16 protein-coding genes, 1 tRNA gene and 1 CRISPR repeat array are annotated in these 21,037 nt (G+C 37.1%); of the genes, 2 read left to right on the top strand and 15 right to left on the bottom strand.

The features are described from left to right. Positions 1-1,064: 1,064 nt before the first annotated feature. On the top strand, positions 1,065-1,304 hold the full coding sequence (locus tag DC498_RS10725) for a hypothetical protein (RefSeq protein WP_116874148.1): 240 nt from the start codon (positions 1,065-1,067) through the stop codon (positions 1,302-1,304). A 66-nt stretch (positions 1,305-1,370) separates the two neighbouring features. On the opposite strand, the gene DC498_RS10720 is transcribed toward DC498_RS10725, so the two are convergent. Both DC498_RS10720 and DC498_RS10715 read right to left on the bottom strand, forming a co-directional pair. Beyond that, positions 1,371-2,534: a site-specific integrase gene (locus tag DC498_RS10720; protein WP_165813813.1), complete on the bottom strand. Its 1,164-nt coding sequence runs from the start codon at positions 2,532-2,534 to the stop codon at positions 1,371-1,373. A 364-nt stretch (positions 2,535-2,898) separates the two neighbouring features. Then, a tRNA-Leu gene (locus DC498_RS10715) sits at positions 2,899-2,982 on the bottom strand. A gap of 101 nt (positions 2,983-3,083) precedes the next feature. On the opposite strand from DC498_RS10715, the gene DC498_RS10710 reads away from it, so the two are divergent. Next, on the top strand, positions 3,084-4,283 hold the full coding sequence (locus DC498_RS10710; RefSeq protein WP_116874270.1) for an NAD(P)-dependent oxidoreductase: 1,200 nt from the start codon (positions 3,084-3,086) through the stop codon (positions 4,281-4,283). Here the strand turns inward: DC498_RS10710 and DC498_RS10705 are convergent. The 13 genes from DC498_RS10705 to cas3 form a co-directional block, all read right to left on the bottom strand. Further along, positions 4,278-4,991: a tRNA1(Val) (adenine(37)-N6)-methyltransferase gene (locus tag DC498_RS10705; RefSeq protein ID WP_116874146.1), complete on the bottom strand. Its 714-nt coding sequence runs from the start codon at positions 4,989-4,991 to the stop codon at positions 4,278-4,280. The two genes, DC498_RS10710 and DC498_RS10705, sit on opposite strands and share 6 nt — an antisense overlap. Positions 4,992-5,075: 84 nt before the next feature. Continuing rightward, complete coding sequence (locus DC498_RS10700; protein WP_116874145.1) at positions 5,076-5,783, bottom strand: LytR/AlgR family response regulator transcription factor; 708 nt, start codon at positions 5,781-5,783, stop codon at positions 5,076-5,078. A gap of 203 nt (positions 5,784-5,986) precedes the next feature. Further along, positions 5,987-7,210 carry a DUF4407 domain-containing protein gene (locus tag DC498_RS10695; protein WP_116874144.1) on the bottom strand — a complete coding sequence of 408 codons (1,224 nt, stop codon included), beginning with the start codon at positions 7,208-7,210 and terminating at the stop codon, positions 5,987-5,989. Beyond that, positions 7,149-8,654, bottom strand: a complete 1,506-nt coding sequence (locus DC498_RS10690; protein ID WP_206197588.1) for a sensor histidine kinase — start codon at positions 8,652-8,654, stop codon at positions 7,149-7,151. Before DC498_RS10690 ends, DC498_RS10695 begins: the two co-directional genes overlap by 62 nt. 230 nt (positions 8,655-8,884) lie before the next feature. Then, positions 8,885-11,115: a CRISPR direct-repeat array (repeat unit 29 nt; unit sequence ATTTCAATTCCACTTGGTTCGATTAAAAG). A 208-nt stretch (positions 11,116-11,323) separates the two neighbouring features. Beyond that, positions 11,324-11,587 (bottom strand): CRISPR-associated endonuclease Cas2, encoded by a 264-nt coding sequence (gene cas2, locus DC498_RS10685; protein ID WP_116874143.1) that lies wholly within the window; start codon positions 11,585-11,587, stop codon positions 11,324-11,326. A 57-nt stretch (positions 11,588-11,644) separates the two neighbouring features. After that, a complete protein-coding gene (cas1b, locus tag DC498_RS10680) occupies positions 11,645-12,649 on the bottom strand; it encodes a type I-B CRISPR-associated endonuclease Cas1b (protein ID WP_116874142.1) in 1,005 nt (334 codons plus the stop codon). After that, positions 12,646-13,044, bottom strand: a complete 399-nt coding sequence (locus DC498_RS10675; RefSeq protein ID WP_240627972.1) for a GxxExxY protein — start codon at positions 13,042-13,044, stop codon at positions 12,646-12,648. The genes cas1b and DC498_RS10675 overlap by 4 nt, the downstream gene beginning before the upstream one ends. Before the next feature lie 190 nt (positions 13,045-13,234). Then, entirely contained in the window at positions 13,235-13,741 is a 507-nt protein-coding gene (locus tag DC498_RS10670) for a CRISPR-associated protein Cas4 (protein ID WP_116874140.1), read from the bottom strand. Further along, positions 13,741-14,892 carry an ATP-binding protein gene (locus DC498_RS10665; RefSeq protein WP_116874268.1) on the bottom strand — a complete coding sequence of 384 codons (1,152 nt, stop codon included), beginning with the start codon at positions 14,890-14,892 and terminating at the stop codon, positions 13,741-13,743. Before DC498_RS10665 ends, DC498_RS10670 begins: the two co-directional genes overlap by 1 nt. A gap of 199 nt (positions 14,893-15,091) precedes the next feature. Further along, complete coding sequence (locus DC498_RS10655) at positions 15,092-15,760, bottom strand: hypothetical protein (protein ID WP_116874139.1); 669 nt, start codon at positions 15,758-15,760, stop codon at positions 15,092-15,094. A 5-nt stretch (positions 15,761-15,765) separates the two neighbouring features. Beyond that, positions 15,766-16,752, bottom strand: coding sequence for a DevR family CRISPR-associated autoregulator (locus DC498_RS10650; RefSeq protein WP_116874138.1), 987 nt, complete (start codon positions 16,750-16,752; stop codon positions 15,766-15,768). A 25-nt stretch (positions 16,753-16,777) separates the two neighbouring features. Beyond that, positions 16,778-18,547 carry a hypothetical protein gene (locus tag DC498_RS10645; protein ID WP_116874137.1) on the bottom strand — a complete coding sequence of 590 codons (1,770 nt, stop codon included), beginning with the start codon at positions 18,545-18,547 and terminating at the stop codon, positions 16,778-16,780. After that, positions 18,537-21,023 (bottom strand): CRISPR-associated helicase Cas3', encoded by a 2,487-nt coding sequence (gene cas3 / locus DC498_RS10640; protein ID WP_116874136.1) that lies wholly within the window; start codon positions 21,021-21,023, stop codon positions 18,537-18,539. Before cas3 ends, DC498_RS10645 begins: the two co-directional genes overlap by 11 nt. Between the last annotated feature and the right edge of the window lie 14 nt (positions 21,024-21,037).

Raw genomic sequence — 21,037 nt, 5'->3', positions numbered from 1 at the left:
TATTAATTGAATAAAGTGAGTGAACCGGGTTGCACATTATTTTTATAATGCTGGTGGCTGTGCTTTCGGGTCAGGTGAAAAACGGTGATATCTTCATTGAGATAAATTGCCCATGCATATAGCAGGGACTTTGAACGGGTAGCATTTCGTTTCCTTTGTATCTCTCATGAAAGCCGCATCAGTTTTATTTTTTGTTTTCTTTCCATGATTGTTTGTTTTTGTGTTCGTGTGTGAAAAAATTGGCTTGTAAAAGAAAAACGGAAAAAAAGAAAGCACTGAGAAAGCGGATGTGAGAAAGGAGAGACACCAAAAGGAACGCGGCTTAAAAGAAGGGAGATTTGGGAAGGCAATGTGTTTATGACGAACCTTTTGGTTAGTGCATAGACCGCTAACTTCGCTTTCGCTTTGGCCCGTTTTCGTACAAGCGAAAGACAGATATATAATGATTTATTACTTTGATATAAGAGCGGTTGATTGAAGAAAGTACCAATAGACAGGGCGCAATAGAGATACTATAATTAAACAAATTGGTTTCCCAAAAATGCTAAAACTGAAAGATGAAATTTGATCTAGTTTGTGTATATATCAAGGATGAATCGCCTGCCAACACCATTTTCAGTTGAAATTGAAAATATATATTTTTTATAAAGAGCTAGAACTTTAACTCTATGCATTAAATGATTGTTTAAAAGACACCACAAGCCAAACGAAGAAACGGTGCGCAATTATGCGAATACATATAATACGAACATTTATTTTCACCTCAAGTTTTGGAAAGTAATTTGTTACATAGATTTTTCGATCTTATTCAATCCGATGCGCGTATAGGTGCTGTACATATTGCTCTATTTGCGGCAATGGTGCAGATGAGTAAAGATAACCTGACTGCAAGATTTTATGGAAGGGAGTTAAGACAATTATCGAAAATTTGCAGTTCACGTACGTATTTTAAATTACTAAGAGACTTACATGAGTGCCGCTATGTGAGATATACGAGGGGTATTAGCCGATGGCAAAGAAGCCAAGTAGTATTTCTAATTTAATTACCTAGTAAAAAGTGAGTTATGATTAAAAAAGAGGAGTTAATTGTGATGAAGGCGATATCTATTTGCTTTAAACCTTTTTTAAAAACTGAGGAAGCATTAATCTATTGCAATTTGGGAAGAACTCAATTTTCAAAAAAATGTGAGGAGAACTGTGTATATAAAAATAACAATGGCTACTATAAGAAAGAAGAGTTGGACAGAATGATGGAAGGAGATGCAAAGGTATTGGGAAATAAGAAGATGGTTCTTAGCAGCTAGCTGTAGTAGTTACATATTACATATTAGAAATAAAATAAGAAATTGAGAGGGTACCCTCTCAATTTCTTATTTAGCTTGCTTTAAAGAATAGTTATAAACATACTTCATCTTTTGTGTTTGTTTATATTGAGGTTGAGCTAAAGGAACATCAACTAGTGTTGGAAGAACATTTATTGCTTCCGTTTGAGGCTTTAGACGATGTCGCTTGTAAGTTTTACGGACTTGAGTCGTTGTTGTATGTCCTAATAGATTTGCTACGGTAGCCTCATCTACTCTTTCATCCTGTAACAAAATTGAAAAACTCAACCTGGCACAAGACCAAGTGATTTTTTTATTAATTTCTGCTTTCTTTATCCATTCGCCTAAAATTTTATTTGCACCGTTAGCCGTAGGTAGATGAAATATAAGATCATTTCCCTGAGGCATTACTGCTTGTTTTTTTCTCTGTTGCTCAATAATACGGAGTGCAATAGTATGTAGCGTTAGCACGAGCGGCTTTCCCGTTTTACGTTGGATAATACGGGTAACAAGCACACCCTCTTTAATGTCAGACCATTTTAAATGTTTTACATCTACCCACCTTAATGCAGTGTAAAGTGAAAAAGTAAAAGCTGCTTTTACATCTTCGTTACAACAGGGCGTTCCAAGCAAACTGATATATTCATCTGCTTCTAAATTATCTTTTAATGCAATTGATGGATTGGCTATAGCACTTACCTTATTTGTTGGATTTACGAGAAAGTATTTATCTCTTGTAGCTGCTTCAATAGCCCATTTGAACCGGGCAAAATAGTTTTGCGGAGTTTCTCCAGTTAATTGATCCAAAAGGTATTGTCTGAACCGCTTACAAAAATTTTCAGTTATTTCAATAGGAGAAATAAAACTTTTACCTACAAAGCATTTAAATTTTGTAAAGCAGCAGGACAGGTGTCTATTGTCATTCTTCCTGTTAAGCTTCACATATTCTGCAAAGTAGTCGAGGAAATTATCTCTGAATTTGTGTTGTGGCATATAAGGGGTACCGACCGCTTGAGACTCAATAATAAATTGACTTTTCTTGGTCTCTAATATTAAACGTGCTTCCTTGTTATGATTTTTTTGGATCTGGTCTTTAGGTTTTATATAGGTAAATATGCCAGTCGCAGGTCTTTGTCCTTTACCTCTTCCACCTAGATCGTAGTAGTAAAATATTTTATCTTTTTTTCTGTTTGGTATTTGAATGAAGTTCATGCGCGCAATTTTAAATCTGAGTAAATCACACCTCATTGATAATCTTCAAATAAAATAAAATGAAGCGACTTTGAGATGTTTAGTTTTTGCCCATCAAGTTTATCGACTAATGTAAAATGGAGTTGAAGATGACACTCTCGTTCAATTCGAAACTATGGTGGTAACGATTCGCAGTGTTCTATTAAATAGTGTAATTCTAAAAAGCGCAGAAAAAGTAGCGCTGAGAATGTGAGAAAACTGCTTGTCATGCTGCTTGTCATTTGATTGTCAAAAACAGCGGTAGAAAGCGTAAAAAAGTGACAATTATTTGACAAGCATAAAACAAAAAAGCTTTGTAAATCAATGACTTACAAAGCTTTTACAGTGCCCAGAACAGGAATCGAACCTGCACATCCTTGCGAATACCAGATTTTGAGTCTGACGCGTCTACCAGTTCCGCCATCTGGGCATTAAATGGGGTGCAATATTACAGTTTATCATGTGAACTGCAATATTTTTCTGTTCCTATTTCAACAATTTATGGTAGTGCCTTTCATTACATTTGTGAATATGGTCAAGATCGGACTTATACGTGAAGGTAAAATTCCTGCAGATAACAGGGTAGCTTTAACCCCTGCTCAATGCAAATGGATACATAAGCAAAACCAGCAGGTAAAGATCATTGCACAATCTTCACCACACCGCTGCTTTACAGATAATGAATATATAGCTGCAGGCGTTGAAGTAAAAGAGGATATGAGTGAATGCGATTTTCTTTTCGGTATTAAGGAAGTACCGGTGCATAAATTAATTGCCGGCAAAACTTACCTTTTTTTTTCTCACACAAAAAAAGAGCAGCCGCATAACAAAAACTTATTACAGGCTATCATCAAAAACAATATTACGCTCATCGACTATGAATGCCTGGAGCATGATGATGGGCAACGTATAATAGGGTTTGGCTTTTTTGCAGGCGTGGTAGGTGCGCATAATGGCCTGATGGCTTATGGTAAACGAACAGGATTGTATAACCTTGAAAGGGTATATAAGCAAAGAAGCTTCAGAGAATTGATCCATACTTATTTTGGACTGAGAATACCGAATGTGAAAATAGCGGTTACCGGCTCCGGAAGAGTGGCGCACGGTATACTGGAAATTATGAATCTCGTAGGTATACATGAGGTGGAGCCTGACGAATATCTTACCAAACGTTTTTCATATCCTGTATACACACAATTGAAGGGAGCCGATCTTTATAAAAACAGGAAAACGGGAAAATATAGCAGAACTGAATTTCACGAATACCCTGGATTATTCGAAAGTATATTTTCACCTTACTCCAGGCAAACAGATATTTTATTGAATGGCATTTTCTGGGATAAGGATGTGCCGAGGCTTTTTGAAAAAGAAATGATACAACATGATGATTTTATTATCCAAACCATTGCAGATATTACAGACGATGCCGGTGGTTCCATTCCTATTAATATGGGTGATCAATCCATCGAAGACCCTATATATGGCATTGATAGAGATACTTTTCAAAAAACAGCTCCTTATCTTCCCAATTCCATTGATGTAATGGCTGTCGGAAATCTGCCAAACGAATTACCGAGAGACGCCTCAAGATATTTTGGAGAGCAACTGATAAAATATATACTGGAAGACCTGCTGACCAAGAGCTCACCGGTTATACAAAAAGCCACTATAACAGATAAAGGCAGGCTTACTATGCACTACAATTATCTTAAAACATATGCAGGACTATAAATAGAGATAATAGTCTTTCAGCAATGTTGTAAATGCTTCGGTGTATGTGTTATTATTATCTTTTATGGTAAGCTCATGAGTTTGAACAGCATCAGTTTTCTTCCTGGTAAAATGCAGAATACTCCTGAAATAATTATGTGCGGGAGTTTGCTTAACCAATAATTTTTCAGAGAGATAAAAACCTTTTGCCCTGGCAATGCTGATATATGCTTCGGTTCTGTGATAAGGAATTAATATACCAAAAGATCCATCTGGGGTTAGGTTTTCATCAATTACGTCGGTCAGCTTTTCGAGCGTAAGCGCAGTGCTGTGCATAGCAAGATTTTTTTGTGCATCAGGCGATTTTAGATCTCCTTCAAAGAAAGGAGGATTCGTAATAATGAAATTATATTTTGTAGGAAATGAGTATGTACATGCATCACCATTAAAAGCAAGGATGTGGTTATGCCGGTTACTGTTCGCGATATTTTGCTGCAATTGTCCGAAGGATGGCAAATCTATTTCTATGCCATGAAAATGTCCATTATTTTTTTGTGCCAGCATCAGTGTAAGCAATCCTGAACCGGCACCAATATCCAGCACAAGACTTTTGTCCGGAATTTTTTCAGCGAACCATGCACCGAGTATACATGCGTCTGTACACACTTTCATGGCACATTGATCGTGATATACCGTGAACTGCTTAAACTGAAAATAGTTATTAGGCATAGAGCGAAAATAGGAAAATGCCGGTAAGATGAGATGGGTGTTATTGTTGTTAGCTGTTAGCTTTCAGCTATCAGCTATCAGAAACTACACCTTATACTTATCTTTTGTTATTCTTTCCAGTGCAGCGCTATACCCTGCTCCTATTGGGATAGTCGTTTGCTCAATCCATACCGAATTTTTATCAATACGTGTAACACGCTTATTGGCTATAATATATGAACGATGTACACGGGTAAATTTAGATGCCGGCAGCAGTGATTCCGCTTCATTCATGGTAAGACGGGCAAGCAGTTTCTGACCCGTGCAAATAAAATGTAGGTAATTGCCCGCGCTTTGTACATACAGCAATTCATTCAGCAAAATCCTTACCTGCTCATAGCCACTTTTAATAAAAACTGATTCATCTTTTGTATCCTCTGCTTCAGCCCTGTTTTTTAATCTTGCCAGCTCATTTGCTTTATTAGCCGCTTTTAAAAACCTTGCGAGTGAAAACGGTTTCAGCAGGTAATCTACTGCATCTAATTCAAAACTTTCCACTGCATGTTCGCTGTAGGCAGTGGTGAAGATAACCATTGGTGGCTGCGGCACCGATTTCAGCCATTCAATGCCTGTTATATCAGGCATTTTAATATCAAGGAAAACAAGATCAATCTTTTCCCTTTGCAAATAGGTAAGCGCTTCAAACGCATTAGTAAAGCATGCTTTTAATTCAATAAAAGGAACTTTGCCTGACAGAGATTTTACTACTTCCAGCGCAATGGGCTCATCATCTATTGCAATGGCTTTAAGCATGAATATTCCTGGTTGAATTATTTAATAAAGGCCGCTTCCGGTGCTTTATATAAAAGCTCTCCGTCTCCTGAACGTTTTGCACCTGGCTGTATCATCTTACCGGTTTTATCAAACAGCACAAATGTCGGGTATAAATTTGTGCACCCGCTTTCTTTTCCAATTTCATTCCATCACGGTGCAATTTCATTATGATCTGGTTGTTTCTAATTCCTGTTAAAATACAATAACCTGCTTTTTAGCTGCTCCCAGAACTGGCGCACTTTACCCGGGTTTTGTTTCCAGCTGCTGAATGCTTCTTCCGCCTGTTTTCTTCTCAATTCATTTATTTCGTGCATTACATCAGCCTGTAATTGTTTGTCGGTAGTTAGCGCGGTTTCATAAAAAGATCTTTCTACTTCTTTCAGGGCGGCTCTTTCTGTTTGCCATAATAGCTTTCTTTGCTGTATGGCGTCCTGTACCTTTTCCTCATATAATCCTGATGGCATCATCAGTTTAGTGAGCAATGGCATTAATTCGATCATCATGATAAGCATAATAACCAGGCGATACCTGTATTTAACAGGAGGATGAACAATCATCAGGTCATCAAGCGTTTCAATCCGGGTTAAAAAACCATCGGTCAACCCTTTATCAAATTCGACTATGCGTTGCTGTATGACCGCTTCTGTAGCCTTTTCCTTTGCAAGAGCACTGTCGAGCGCCGGCTGCACACCGCGTTTCCAGGCAATCAAATCCTCTTCAGATTTCAGGTAGGCCATTTTTTTTACCCTTGCAATAGTGTATTCTCCTATTTTTCCTGAGCCGCCTGTGCCATCTGTCTCCCTGATGTATGCATTCTTAAGGTCTGATATTTCCTGCTCCTTTACTTTTTGTTCATTGCGTATTCTTTCAATTTCTGTTCTTGCCTGTTGCAGTGTTACCGCATTTTCATCATGCACCTGTTTGGTATAAGCCGCTATCTTCTTTTCTTTCACCACAGGTAAATGCGCGTTAATATCTTTTTCAAATAACATTAATACAACAGGCTGCGAAATAAAGAACCCGATAGTAAGCGCCAGCAATAATCTTAATGAAAGCGATAACCATTTATTTTTACCACCATTACTGTTTAAGCCTGCTATCAGTCCCCTGTCTATCGTAAGTATAACAAAACCAAAAAAAACGGCTGCAGGAAGTATGATCAGTATATCATCAAACAAAGTAGAAAAAAAATAACCCCAGGCTAAGGTGGCAAATAACCATGTTGCCATAACCGTATAACCGATTACAGTATATCGAAATTTATCCGGGCCGCAATCTTTCATCAGGGAAGCATCCGCTGCCGCCATCCACCAAAGGGTTTTATCCCAGGAAGATGGTTCAGGCTCAGGGTTTGATGGTGAGGTGAATAAAGTATTCTGTTGCTGTGGATCTGATTTGTAGTTCATGTTGATGTGGGTATAAAAGTGATAAACGTTGTTTTACATTCTCCAGCCCGATGCCCGACCTGTTTTTTTCAGGATCGGTTTCCTTCCTGGGATGAACGCTGTTATAAACATCAAAATAAAGGTGTTCAGTATCGCATGAAATGTTAATTCTTATCCATGATTTTTCCTGCAGGCTGATACCGTGCTTAAATGCATTTTCTACAAAAGGAATTAACAACATCGGCGCAATTTCATGATGACATTGTTCGGTTTTAGATGTGAAAGAAATGTCAATGTCTGGTGAAATTTGCGTACGTAATTTTTGTAATTCAATATAGTTTGTAAGGTAGGTAAGCTCTTTGCCAAGCGGAATCTTATCCTGTTGATTTTCTTCCAGCATAAACCGCATCATATCGCCAAGCTTCTGTACGCCTTCAGCTGTACGATCCGCGCTTTCCTGTAAAGCTGTTCCATAAATAGTATTGAGTGCATTAAACAAAAAATGGGGATTTATTTGTGAACGGAGGAACTGCAGGTCTGCCGTGGTTTTGCCAAAATCTTTCTGAAGATTTAACATTTCCGAAAGCCTTTCTTTATGCAACACATAAAGCAACCAGGATATGGGAGTAACAATAAACAGTAATATGGCGAACAGGAAAAAAAGGAAGCCGGGCGTTAATTCATTTCTGCCTAATGAAAAAAGCAGCCAGCCCAGCAGCGAACATATTGTTGGAGCAATAAGCAATTGCGGGATAATCCTCCTGAACGGTATTGCATTTTTCTGCCTGTAGGGAAATATCCGGTATACGTTAATAAAACAAATAACAATAGCCGGCAGAAGAACAAATACATAAAATATTGCCACACCATCATTGCGTAATGATCCGAAATTAAACAGTAGAAAAAGTATGGCAATATATGCAAATGCAGTCGCGGTAATATTATTGATCAGCATTACCCGGAATGGGCGGTTACCATTATCCGCGGAAACAGACCTGATCATCAGTTCTCGTACATAGGCATATATTCCATAGCATATAACAATCATACCGGTTATTGAAAAACTATATTGCAGCGAAATACGCCTGAGCGGTATACCGGAATTTTGCAGTAAGGTATAAATATTGATACTATAATAAGACACCGCATATATACCGAGGAGTGCCAGCCAGATAAATATTCCGGTAATGACAGCGAGTATAAAAAATCTCCTCTTTAAAATAAGCACCGGAATTACATACAGGTTGAGCAGGAGATAAAAAGCATATAAAGCAAAGGCGGGAATAAGCTTTGGAAAAACATAGTAGTAATAATAGCGGGTTACCAGGTTATTATAGCCCGCGCCAACACGCTCTGCCATCTCCCCTCTCGAAACAACTATATTTATATTAAAAAAGTGAAGAAAGAGAAAACAGGCAACAACTGTTACAAAAATAATTTCCTGCTGCCGCCAGCGTACCTTCATTTATTATCGTTTTTTACGCAAGAATATAGCGTAGCTACCAGTAATAATTGATAAATGTGATGAAACAGTGGTTTGGAGGGATAAAATGGACGAATTAATAATTTGATCCAGCGTTACGATAGATATGTTCTGTATTCAGTTTCAATTCTACTGGTTTGATTAAAAGTGATTTTTCCACTTGGTTCGATTAAAAGTTTGTATTCCGTTACTGAGTTACCCGATACAGAAACATTTCAATTCCACTTGGTTCGATTAAAAGAGTAAGCATAAATAAGGAGTCGCTGTGTGTCGACAATTTCAATTCCACTTGGTTCGATTAAAAGCCAAAGTTGAGCGTAACAGAAACTACACTACTACTTGATTTCAATTCCACTTGGTTCGATTAAAAGAGTTGTGTGCTGTCTACATTGCTGCCCGTGCCTTATTTCAATTCCACTTGGTTCGATTAAAAGAGCTACAGGAGCGTCAAATAGAATATGCGGAGAGCTATTTCAATTCCACTTGGTTCGATTAAAAGATGAGTGCTTTTTAAATAACGCCACCCTGATACTTATTTCAATTCCACTTGGTTCGATTAAAAGGATAGCTACAATATTGAATATTTCCGCAACCGCTTATTTCAATTCCACTTGGTTCGATTAAAAGTATAACAGCATCTTTCGCAACAGGAGTGAAAGGTTTATTTCAATTCCACTTGGTTCGATTAAAAGTCCACTCACCTACTGTAGACATTTTATATCTGCCAATTTCAATTCCACTTGGTTCGATTAAAAGAATAGACCTGTTTAACACAGACTTAAATGATGGTTCATTTCAATTCCACTTGGTTCGATTAAAAGACTGAATGTATTACCAGTTACAATTAATTCACGCTGATTTCAATTCCACTTGGTTCGATTAAAAGTTTAATAAGGTTGCCCTGTATATGGCTGAGGGATAGCCATTTCAATTCCACTTGGTTCGATTAAAAGAAAGCCTGTTAAAGCCGCTGAGGTTGCAATATCCCATTTCAATTCCACTTGGTTCGATTAAAAGCATTTGAATCAGCGCCAGAATATCAAGCAGACAATTATTTCAATTCCACTTGGTTCGATTAAAAGTATAAGTACCTTTTCGCTGGTGATTGAACCAACTAAATTTCAATTCCACTTGGTTCGATTAAAAGTATTAACGGTGGTTTAATTGGCTATAGTGAAAGGCATTTCAATTCCACTTGGTTCGATTAAAAGCATTTCTCGTTATAAAATCTACCGCCCCTTTTATCTATTTCAATTCCACTTGGTTCGATTAAAAGTCGCCTCCATAGCAGGGAGCTTAATAACGCTGCAAATTTCAATTCCACTTGGTTCGATTAAAAGTATTTCATCAAAAGTATTATCCTCTATAATTACATATTTCAATTCCACTTGGTTCGATTAAAAGAAACAATTTTTGGTCATTCTCAGCTTTCTCAATTTAATTTCAATTCCACTTGGTTCGATTAAAAGGTTCCCATCTCACAACAGCGGATATGCCATCCTTAATTTCAATTCCACTTGGTTCGATTAAAAGGTTGTGCTTAAAACAGAAAACGGCGCGGCGCGTCTATTTCAATTCCACTTGGTTCGATTAAAAGCGGTAAAGAATATAAAGAAGTATCAAAACGCCTGCAATTTCAATTCCACTTGGTTCGATTAAAAGAATTGCGTCTATCATCTTCCCAAACCCGTTCTTTTATTTCAATTCCACTTGGTTCGATTAAAAGATAAATAATCTGCAAGCTCGCCGAATGTTTTGCAGTCATTTCAATTCCACTTGGTTCGATTAAAAGAACGCAAGCCTAATCCTGATAGAAGATTTCTTTGGGTATTTCAATTCCACTTGGTTCGATTAAAAGAACCTCGTTGCCTGTGACTGTGGTGAAGTACGTATATTTCAATTCCACTTGGTTCGATTAAAAGTGCCGGAATCGCCGTAATAAACAACATCACCGTCACATTTCAATTCCACTTGGTTCGATTAAAAGCCATTGACCAAACAGTCATAAAGTTCTGACGGAGATTTCAATTCCACTTGGTTCGATTAAAAGAATTATTACCCTGTTTTTCAATTAGTTTAATGTTCAATTTCAATTCCACTTGGTTCGATTAAAAGCAGCGTTTCTTTCTGAATCAATGTAAGATTTCACCTGATTTCAATTCCACTTGGTTCGATTAAAAGTATATGGTAGTTCTATTAATCTTCATCATAATACAGTGATTTCAATTCCACTTGGTTCGATTAAAAGCTATACAACATTGTTAAACGTTCCTTTTTTTGTAGATTTCAATTCCACTTGGTTCGATTAAAAGTTGGTGCCCGTTTTTGCATTCGTCATTTAAACGGAATTTCAATTCCACTTGGTTCGATTAAAAGATGTCATTATCTAATAGGGAGAAATTATCATTATTCGCATTTCAATTCCACTTGGTTCGATTAAAAGTCGCCTCTTCGACGACTAAAAAGAGCCTATTATCAAGGCTTTATGATCTCAAAAATACTGATTTTGATCAAAAAAAATTGTCGATGCCTGATAGTATGATTCACCTTAGGCATCGACAACCTATTAAAACTTTTACATGGCATAGGTTATACGAATTTTACCAATATGTCAAAGACCTTTTTGCGTTAATTTTTACCGTCACCGACGACTATAAAAATGTATTCAGTTCGTTTTTCTCCTTACCAACAATTTCTTTTTCCAGCCATTTGGCATCACGGCTTTTAAAAACAATCATACTATCCTCTTCTGTATTCATTATCTCTTTCGCTTTATACTGTAATTCTTTCAGCTTCACTTCAGTAATATCTCCTTCAAATACACTATTTTGTATCCAGTTGAGGTACTGCCTGCACAATTTAAGCATTTTACCTACCCGCTTTTCTCCTATATCATATACCAGGATTATATACATCTGCAATATTTTACATCATCTGATTATAAAATTAAAATCTCAAATCTCAAATTCCCGTCACCACCATGCTTTAAAAGGTTTATATTCTTCCATGTTCAAAATATGCTTGGTCAGCTTATAGCATTCTAATTTCACCAGGTGTTTATAGCTCACACTCCTGTTTAATGATCGGTGTTTAATGGTTTCATTCAGTCTTTCTTCAAATGCTCTCACAAATGTTTTGCGGGCACCATCTTTCAGCATTACACTGTTTACCTGCACATCAAAATCTTTTGCCTGAATTTCTTTTTTGTTGAGGACTTTAAAAATCGTTCTGTCTACCAGAATAGGCTTAAATATTTCTGCTAAATCTAACGCTAATGAATACCTGCGATAGCCGGGCTCATGTAAGAAACTAATGGTGGGATTAAGCTGTGTATGATATATCTGTCCCAGGCATAAGGTATAACACATCATATTACCAAAAGACACCAGGGCGTTCACTTCATTCTTTGGCGGTTGTTTACTGCGACCATCCATAGCAAAATCGTTCAGTATAATATCAAAGGCATCATAATAGGTCTGCCTGATATTTCCCTCTACGCCCATCAGCGTATCAACATCGTTGCAACCCGCAATGCTATTGCTGAAATGCTCAATTGTTTCAATGCAGGTCTGCAAGTCCTTTCCACGCGATTGATAATAGCGCAGGTTTTTCAATATATTAAATGCGGCGCCTTCCACGAATTTCCTCGCAACGATCATCCGCTTGCCGGCATGGCTATATTGCTTTGTCTGTTCTATCTGCATTTTTCCGGCCAGCAGATAATCTTTAGGCATAAAGCTGCCGGTATAATGTTCATAATAGTCAAAGAAGTGAACAGCTATCTGCTCCTTACCTAAAAAATTATACAAAGCGCTGTTGGCATCCAAAGCACCAAAACAATACAGGTCGCTCACGCCCTCCACGGGAATATATTTTGGTGGTAATTCATTACCCTCCTCATCTGCCGGTGTAAATTTAAGGGTATTGTCTTTGCGGCTCATGCGTCCGGGGTTGAAGAGATAGTATGTCTTTTTCATTTGTCTGGACGGGGATGATGGGGATTAATAGATTGTAGGGATGATGGATAATCCGGATGTTTTTTATTGGTCAGTCTCTTATACTCCAGGCTTCTGGCGCCAAAATTTATCAGTAATCCTATTTCCAAGTTATACGCTTCAAGGTAATTTAATGCCTGAGCCAGGTGAACGTCTTCCAGTTTGATAATTGCTTTTAGCTCCACACTTATAATGTTTGCTATTAAAAAATCTACTCTTCTTGTACCAATATGTATGCTATCATAATAAATCGGCATCTCAAACTCCCGTGAAAAGGTCAGGTGGTTCTTCCGCATTTCTATTTCCAAAGCCCGTTGATAAATTACTTCCTGAAATCCATTACCTAATGTATTATGTACTTTAAAAGCACAGCCTATTATGTTTTTGTAAGGTCAGCGTATTTCATGGTTGTTTTTTATTTATTATCAGCGTAAAGATTTAGTGGACATTTAGGTTTTGGGATGCCAGACAAAAATAGGTGTCCTGAAAAATCAACCTGGTATCAATTTCAAAATATATCCATTACATCCCATCATCACATAAATCCCTGTTCAGACATTTTCCAGATTAATCTTCCCCCACATAACACAATTCATAATAGCTGCAACTCTTACAAATGTTTTTCTTTACCAATGGCGGGCAAATTTCAGCCCCTGCAATGCCGGCAACAGCGTGTTCCCATTCCTGCGCTTCATTTATAATATCATCATTCCATTCAATCATTTCCGTCTGCTTCAATTTGGGATATTCGATAATCGCTTCCGGGTTTTCGATGCCATTTTTTTGTAACACATACAGGTAGTATTTCACCTGTGCCATATGTGCATGCTCTACCTTGTCAGATTTTTTTACCTCGTGGACTACCTTGTTTTTTGCATCGTAAAAATCTATCTTAATGCCCTCTACAGACAATTCCGTATACTTCCTTGCCCTGTCGGTATAAGTAGTTTCGGCAATTAGTTTTCCTTCAGCTACCGTTTCCGATGTGTGTTCCATCTGGATGCCATTGGCAAATAACCACAGCTTGCGGTTACAAGTGTGCAGGTAGGCGATATGTGTACCGGTGATTTGCATTATAATTCCGGTAAAATGGTTGTTAGAAAATAGGGGAGATTGGTAATGGTAACTCCCTCATCTGCTTTAAAAGTATCCGCTCCATTACCAATGATATACCCATGTTTTGCCCGGGTATCTTCCATTGAAATACGAAAACCTTTGCCTACTGCAGGATGATGGCCGTGTTTTATTTCGATGGCCGCTACAACCTGCCCGTTTTTTTCGAGCAACAGATCGCATTCCGCCCCCTGCTGGGTACGATAAAAATATACCTGTACATCTTCTTTCAGGTTACCGGCAATTTGTTCTATCACAAAACCTTCCCACGAGGCGCCCAACTGTATATGGTTCAGCAATGCTTCGGTAGTAGCAAGCCCAAGTAGACTGTGTAGCAACCCGGTGTCGCGAATATAAATTTTGGGCGACTTTACCAACCGCTTGTTGATGTTGGAAAACCAGGGTCGCAATACCCTAAGCATAAACGCTCCTTCTAAAAAATCAATATACCGCATTACAGTGGGACGGCTAATATCCAGTGACCTCCCCAGGTCTGTGGCATTCAGCAGATTCCCCTGCATACTGGCCAACATCCGCCAGAAGCGATCCATTATTTGCACATCCGTTTGCAGGCCAAGCAGTCCCAGATCCCGCTGTATATATGTTGCAATAAAATTACGTCGCCACAAAGCACTTGCACGATCCGTAGCGGCAAGATAAGAAAGTGGGAAACCACCCCTCAGCCACAATGTTTGCATATCATCCACTTCTGCCAGGGTGAATGGCGTTAGCTCCAGATAACCAATACGACCTGCCAGCGTATCGGCACTATTGCGCATAATATCCGGCGAGGCAGACCCCAGCAGAATAAACCTGCCCGGCCGCCTGTCGGCATCTATTATTCCTCTTAACGCTGCAAACATTTCGGGCATAAACTGTATTTCGTCCAGTATTACACAGCGGTCGGTAAACTGCGACAGGAAGAATAGGGGATCGGAAAGTTTTTCCCTGTCGGCAGTGGTTTCCAAATCGAGGTACAGATTGTTATTGCCTTTGGCCATTTGTTTGGCAAAAGTGGTTTTACCCACCTGTCTGGGGCCAATAATGCCCGTAGCAGGGAATATTTTCATATATTCCTGAAAATCATTGTATATGTTTCTTTTTAACTCCATATTTACCATGTAAAATGAATATTAAATATACGATTTTCATGGAAAAATAAATACTTTAAGAATGCCACTTCTCAGAATACCACTGGCAAAGAGCCAGAGCTTCCGGTGGCAGGTGTGCAGGTAGACGATATGTGTACCGGTGATTTGCATTTATAGAATATTAATCATCTTGTATTTTATTTCACACCTTAGTCGGAATTTATTTCCTATAAATACTGTAAGATTTCGAACTATTCGCTTTTTGAACCGGAATTAACATAACCCTTTTGCCTCTTTTAGTAGTTGCTGATGAAAAATTATTTACTCTATCAAATGAACATTTGCTGTCAAAGTCGTCATACTCCTGCAAAACACCGGGTAAGAGCCGTTTAGCATCAAAATCAGTTACATTGGGTTCATTCGGATTATCATTGTATGTCACAAACTGAAAGAAACACCCCTTTTTGCCAAAATAATTAATCTTGTGCAGGTATTTTTTCAGATACTCTTTTTGCTCATCAGAGTCTATATCAAAAATAATTTCTAACGCATGTGATAAGAAAAGATATTCTCTAAAAGCTACCGTTTGTCCAAATCCACCTCCATCCCGGGCGGGCTTAAGAATCTTAACAAACGAATTATTGACACTAAAAAAACTATTATCTTGTATGTAATAACTGATTTTGGCATCTCTTATAAACCCAAAAACTTTACTTTTCTTTTCTTCCAATTGTTCCAAATCTCCACCAACGGTTATAGCCTGATTCAATACAGCCATCTTTATGGCATAGGGTGACGGCAGAAACAGTGACTTAGCTCCTGAGTTGGTAGCATTACTATCTTTTAATGAGAACAATGTAGTAGGTAGATATTTTACTGAAAACCTCATAGTTATTAAATTTTATAAGGCTCTGCATTTATCAGTTCCGATAGAATTTCAGACAATTCTCCCAAACCATTAAATTCTTTTACTGCAATTGCATTGCTTTCAATCTTATTTATACTTGCAGCTATCTTTTCTATTTCACTTCTATAATCTTCATTAATAGCACTAATTGTAGGAGCCGGAGTTAATTTGCTTGAAGTTGCTACTACACCTTTAAAATCTGTGATATGAGGTTTCTGGGTGCTTGTCATAGCTCCTTTAGGATTGATAAAAGAACTTAAAAGACTTTGGATTACAGCTTTATAGCGTTTGACTCTATCCACACCATCAGGATAATGTCTATTGATATCATTAAAACCTATTCTATAAACATCAATGCTGCATACAAAAGCATATACTCCATGATTGGCTGGTCTGTGAAAAATATTTTGTCCTTCATTACTGCTTTCTCCTCTAACACCGGAAGCATCTGCTACCAATTTTGTATGCAGATAGCTTTCGGTATTTGTTTTGCCCGGAATGCCGACTGTCCAGCCAAATTCTATGGTAGATTTCCTCGGCGTATTTGAACTGTTTTTATTTTCGCCCACTTTATCGGTTATCAATATACCGTGTGTATCACAAACTGTACATAAATCAATTAAAGCTGAAACCACATCGGCAGAAGTTCCAGTACTTTTTGAAATATCATTCTTTGTATATGTTTTTAATTCTTCTGTCGAAATACGATTGGGATTTAATGCTTCGGCATATTTACTTAATGGCAAACCCTGCTCTTTAGCAATCTGAGCCAGGTGTACCGCATGAATATGCTTAAACATATCGCCAGAAATGGCATTGACGGTATGCGTTTGCCCTTCTTTATCTACAATCGTTACCTGGCGTGTGATAATTTGATTTCCTTCCCCGCCTTCATTATTTAAAGAATGCAGGTTTAATGTAATTTCTCCACTGATAGAGATAGATGCTATTATTTTTTTAGTATCGCTTGACATTTTATTTGTTTTTTGAATTTAAAAATTAGTTTTCTTCCTGGTTGTTTTCATCATCCTGAACTTCACTTTCAGGTGCCTCTTTTTTGTTTAAGGCAAAGCCATAAGATGACAATAATGCTCCGATCAGACGGGGCGGATTTTTATCCAAAAGCGAATAAAACTGTATTAATTCCTCATCTTTTACATTAGCTCTTGAAGGCTTTCCGCCATTCTTTTCCGCATTTCGGGCAGTTTCGGCATTATAGGTTCCAATAAACTCCCCGATAAATGTGGCTAAATCTTCTTTTGACTTTGCTTTGTTTTGAAGTTGCTGTGCCAAGCCATAACGGATTTCAAATTTCCGTTGATCTTTTGGGGTGTACTGCAAAGACACTGTACTCTTACGAATAGCTTTAGCAACCGCCTCAAAACCGTCGTTTTTGATAATCTCAGTGAGATTCAATTCTTGTGTACTCATATTTTGATAAAATTTATTTAAGTGTTCAATTTTAAAAGTCCTGACAAACTTGTTTCCTTTTGTAAGTTGTTGCATTAAATAGTTACCATACCAGTAGGAAAAATGACTAAAATAATCCAACGCCATATTGCCTATACTTCCCAAGAAATTTCGATAGGCTTGTAACCCCTGCATGGAATCTCCCAGTTCTTTGATATTCGAAATCAGGTTTCGCTGTTGTTCTAAAATCTCTATCCATTCAAGTGCTTCTTCTTGATTATTATATTCTACAAAGTCAGGAGTGTTGATAAATGCAATATTGGCAACTGCTTTATTTTGTCCTAAATCCTTTTGATAAACAGAATGAAATCCTTTCAGCGTTTTATTGACCTTACCATTATACTCCTCGGAATATTTGATAAACTTAGCTGTAAAGTCAAGGATATTCAAAATATCTAATTTAATAGGCGAAGTACTTTTTAAGTACTTTTTAAAGTCTGTTAAAACATCCCTCGCTCCTTTTAGGCTTACTTGATTAAATTCAGGTACATAAATCTTCATATCATAGGAGGAACCAACTTTTACATACTGACATACCATATACGACAATGCACCGGATATTTTCATTGATTCTGAAATCCAATTAGATTGAATAGTAGCTTTTGAAAAATCAAATCCATTTGCTTTGATTTTATTATTCCCTTTTCCTTGATTTGGATTATATAGCTGAACGGGTTTTATAAAGTCGCTGAAAGTTGATGAACTATCTGGAATCAACTTCTTTATTTTTTCAAATAGAAAGTTGGAGTCAGAATAGTTGACAATAATTAACCTAATTAGCTCTTTAAAATTTAATTTATTATCAAAATAATTACTGAATAAGGAAAGAAAATTAGGGTAATTTATATTTCCTTGAGCCTCTCGATAAACATCAAACTCCGGGTCCATGCTTTTCCCAAACTCTGATAATTTTTCTTCATTTAGCGCTTTTTTGGCAGCTTTCTTTTCTCCTTCTGATTTTAGCTTTTCAATTTGAGCGAATTTAGCTTTGTAATCATCCTGTATAGCTTTATTTGCAGGATAGTCAAAGTATTCCGCAATACCTGTAGGCATTGATTGATTTACTTCTTTCTTAATGAATTTAAAGATTTGAAAAAAAGGCAGGTTGTCAATATATGCTTCGGTAATGGGCTTATTCGTCTTTATTAGATGTTGATAACCCAAATCTTCAATGGTAATCTTAATGCCGCTAACATTATTTCTATGTAAAATTTCATACAACAGATTTCCTAATCCGTAAGCTTCTAATGTTTCGGAATAAGTGCCGGACTGTTTATTTATGTAAAAATTACTGTACATTATCAAATTCTTTATAGTATAAACTTAAATTTTCAGTTGCTTTTTGGTCGCAAAGCCTAAGAATCCGGACAAAAAAAAGATATACTAAATGTTCTTTTTCCCAATCATCAAATTGGTGTCCGCCAATAATCTTCTCAATCCTATTCAATTTTGGTAAATCAATAGTGTCAAAACCAAATTTCTTTAAAAGCACTTTTATTGCTGAGTAATTTTTATCTGAAATATCAAATTTTGGATAACTCAGAGATAATGGGCTATGATGCCGGGAAATCGCCAGGGAAATGCCGCTTTTCAAATAGTCATTATCATACAAATCACTTATAATTTCCTGCATGGCATAAGCTCCAACCCCCGCATGGGCAGGTCGTGTAAATAACAATGCCTGTTTGGCTAATGCTTTATCCTGTTCATCTTTGTCATTATAGTCTGTATGTCCCAAAACTTCGTTGTGGTAAACATCACGAAGATTTTCTTTTAGGGCTTGATACTTTTGCATCGGTTTTTGCCAGCTTTCATTTAGCTTCCCGTAATCGTGCAGAATTATCATCAGTTGAATTAACCAGATAAAATCTTCTTTGGTTAAAGAAGGTTCATCTATATAAGTAGCTATTTCTTTAAATATAAAATCCAGGTTGCTTTTGTCTTTTCTTAGAAACTCTTTTTCCAACACGCCCATTAAACCAATATTGTGTTGATAAAAAGTATCCTTTTGGAGAGGTTTAAATTCATCTTCTTTTTCTTTCCATTCTCGTTCGGGCGAAATGCTCTTAAAACTACTTCGGTATTGCCAATTAAAACCAAAATCAGCGTGATAGCCAAAATATTTTGCATTTACATATATCTGATTAGGCAAACTATTAAAATCCGTAATTTTAGCAAGCGTATAGCTTATCCCTTCATCATTATCAAAAAAGTTTGACTCTTCCAATTTTCTAACCAACCAATCATCTTCATCAAAATCCTCAGAGTTATAGATTTTATTCAGCCAACCTACCATACTCCATTTGTACATTCCGAGGGATTGATAACGATAGGGAGATTTGACCACATCATCAATCATTTCATCAGTAATGAGTGTGATTTCAACACTTTGAATATCTCTTATGGTATTTCTGTAATTGTTCTTTGTACAGCTTTCCCAGCTTTGTTTTATTTTAGATTGATTAAAGCCGCCATCTTGACCGGTTGTCATTCCGGTAAGCATTTCCTTTTCGTCACCCAGTATTTCTTCAATCAACAGTTTGGGAATGTCGCCGTCAAGTGTAGCGTATTTCTGTAATTCATCAAATGTTTTTTTGCAAACATCAGCCTTGTAAGGTAAATATTGATTGTTAAGTTTTCTGATTTCGTCTTTATCTTCCTTGTCTTCAGGTTCAATAGTTAGTTTTTCTTTCTCCTCAATTTCCAAAACATCATAGATATATATCAGGCCTGTTTGGTTAATAAATCTCGCACACCTGCCCGCTCTTTGCAAGAAGGAACTGATAGGAGAAATTTCCGTGTGCAAAACCTCGCAGGAAATATCCATACCTGCTTCAATAACCTGTGTAGATATTAGAATGGCAGATTCATCGTTAGCGTCTTTTCCAAACAGTTCTTTTAAGAGTGCCTCTTTTTGTTTTCTGTCCTTGTCGAAAAAGCGGGAATGCAAACAAATGATTTTAGTATTTTTAATTCTGTTATCTGAACTTTGTTTCTGTTCTTCTATTAACTGATTATATACCTCTTGTGCTTTTTCCACCCTATTGCAAATAGCAATTGACTTTTTCTTATGCGACTGAAGAATGCTTTTAGCAGATAGCTTTCCCTGAGAGACGGTAATTGCTTTCTTGTTCACTTCAGGTTTTAATGAACCTATTTTTATTTTATCCTCCGGAAAATCATCAAGCGTAATTATCTCATAATTGCTTAGGTTCTCTTTGAGCAGTTGCATGAATCCATCACTGAGCGTTGCGGTCATAATACAGCACCGGCTTAAATTTTCCAACATCTTCAACATGCCGATTGTGGTAGCCATCGATAACTTCTCGTCCAACAAATGAAACTCATCGAAAACTAAATAGCTACCGATTAAAGCTCCGGCATTGACATTAGCTTGCCTTTGAGAGAGCGGTAGGGGAAAACATAAAAAATTGCTCAAAGTCTGGTCAATGGTAGAAAATATAATATCACTTTCAAAAAATCTGTCTTCCGAATATTCACCCGTTTGAATAGAAGTGCCTTTAACTATTTTTGATACATCCTCACATATAGAATTCGCCAAAGTTCTTAGCGGCAAGCTGTATATCATTTTTCTGGGGAAAGGAATGTTTGTATTTTCCTTAGCATACAAAAATGGCATAATAGATGCCCAGGTTTTGCCTGCTCCAGTTGGCACTGACAAGATTATATTTCTACCAGCCAATAAAACCTCCATTACTTTTAATTGATAATCGTAAGGATAATAACCGAGCTGCTTTTTGAAAAACTCCTTCATATTTAATTGTGTAA

Source organism: Terrimonas sp. (assembly GCF_003075435.1).
Classification (GTDB): domain Bacteria; phylum Bacteroidota; class Bacteroidia; order Chitinophagales; family Chitinophagaceae; genus Agriterribacter.
Note: the sequence above shows the minus strand (reverse complement) of the source record. Positions and strands in the feature narration are given on the sequence as shown.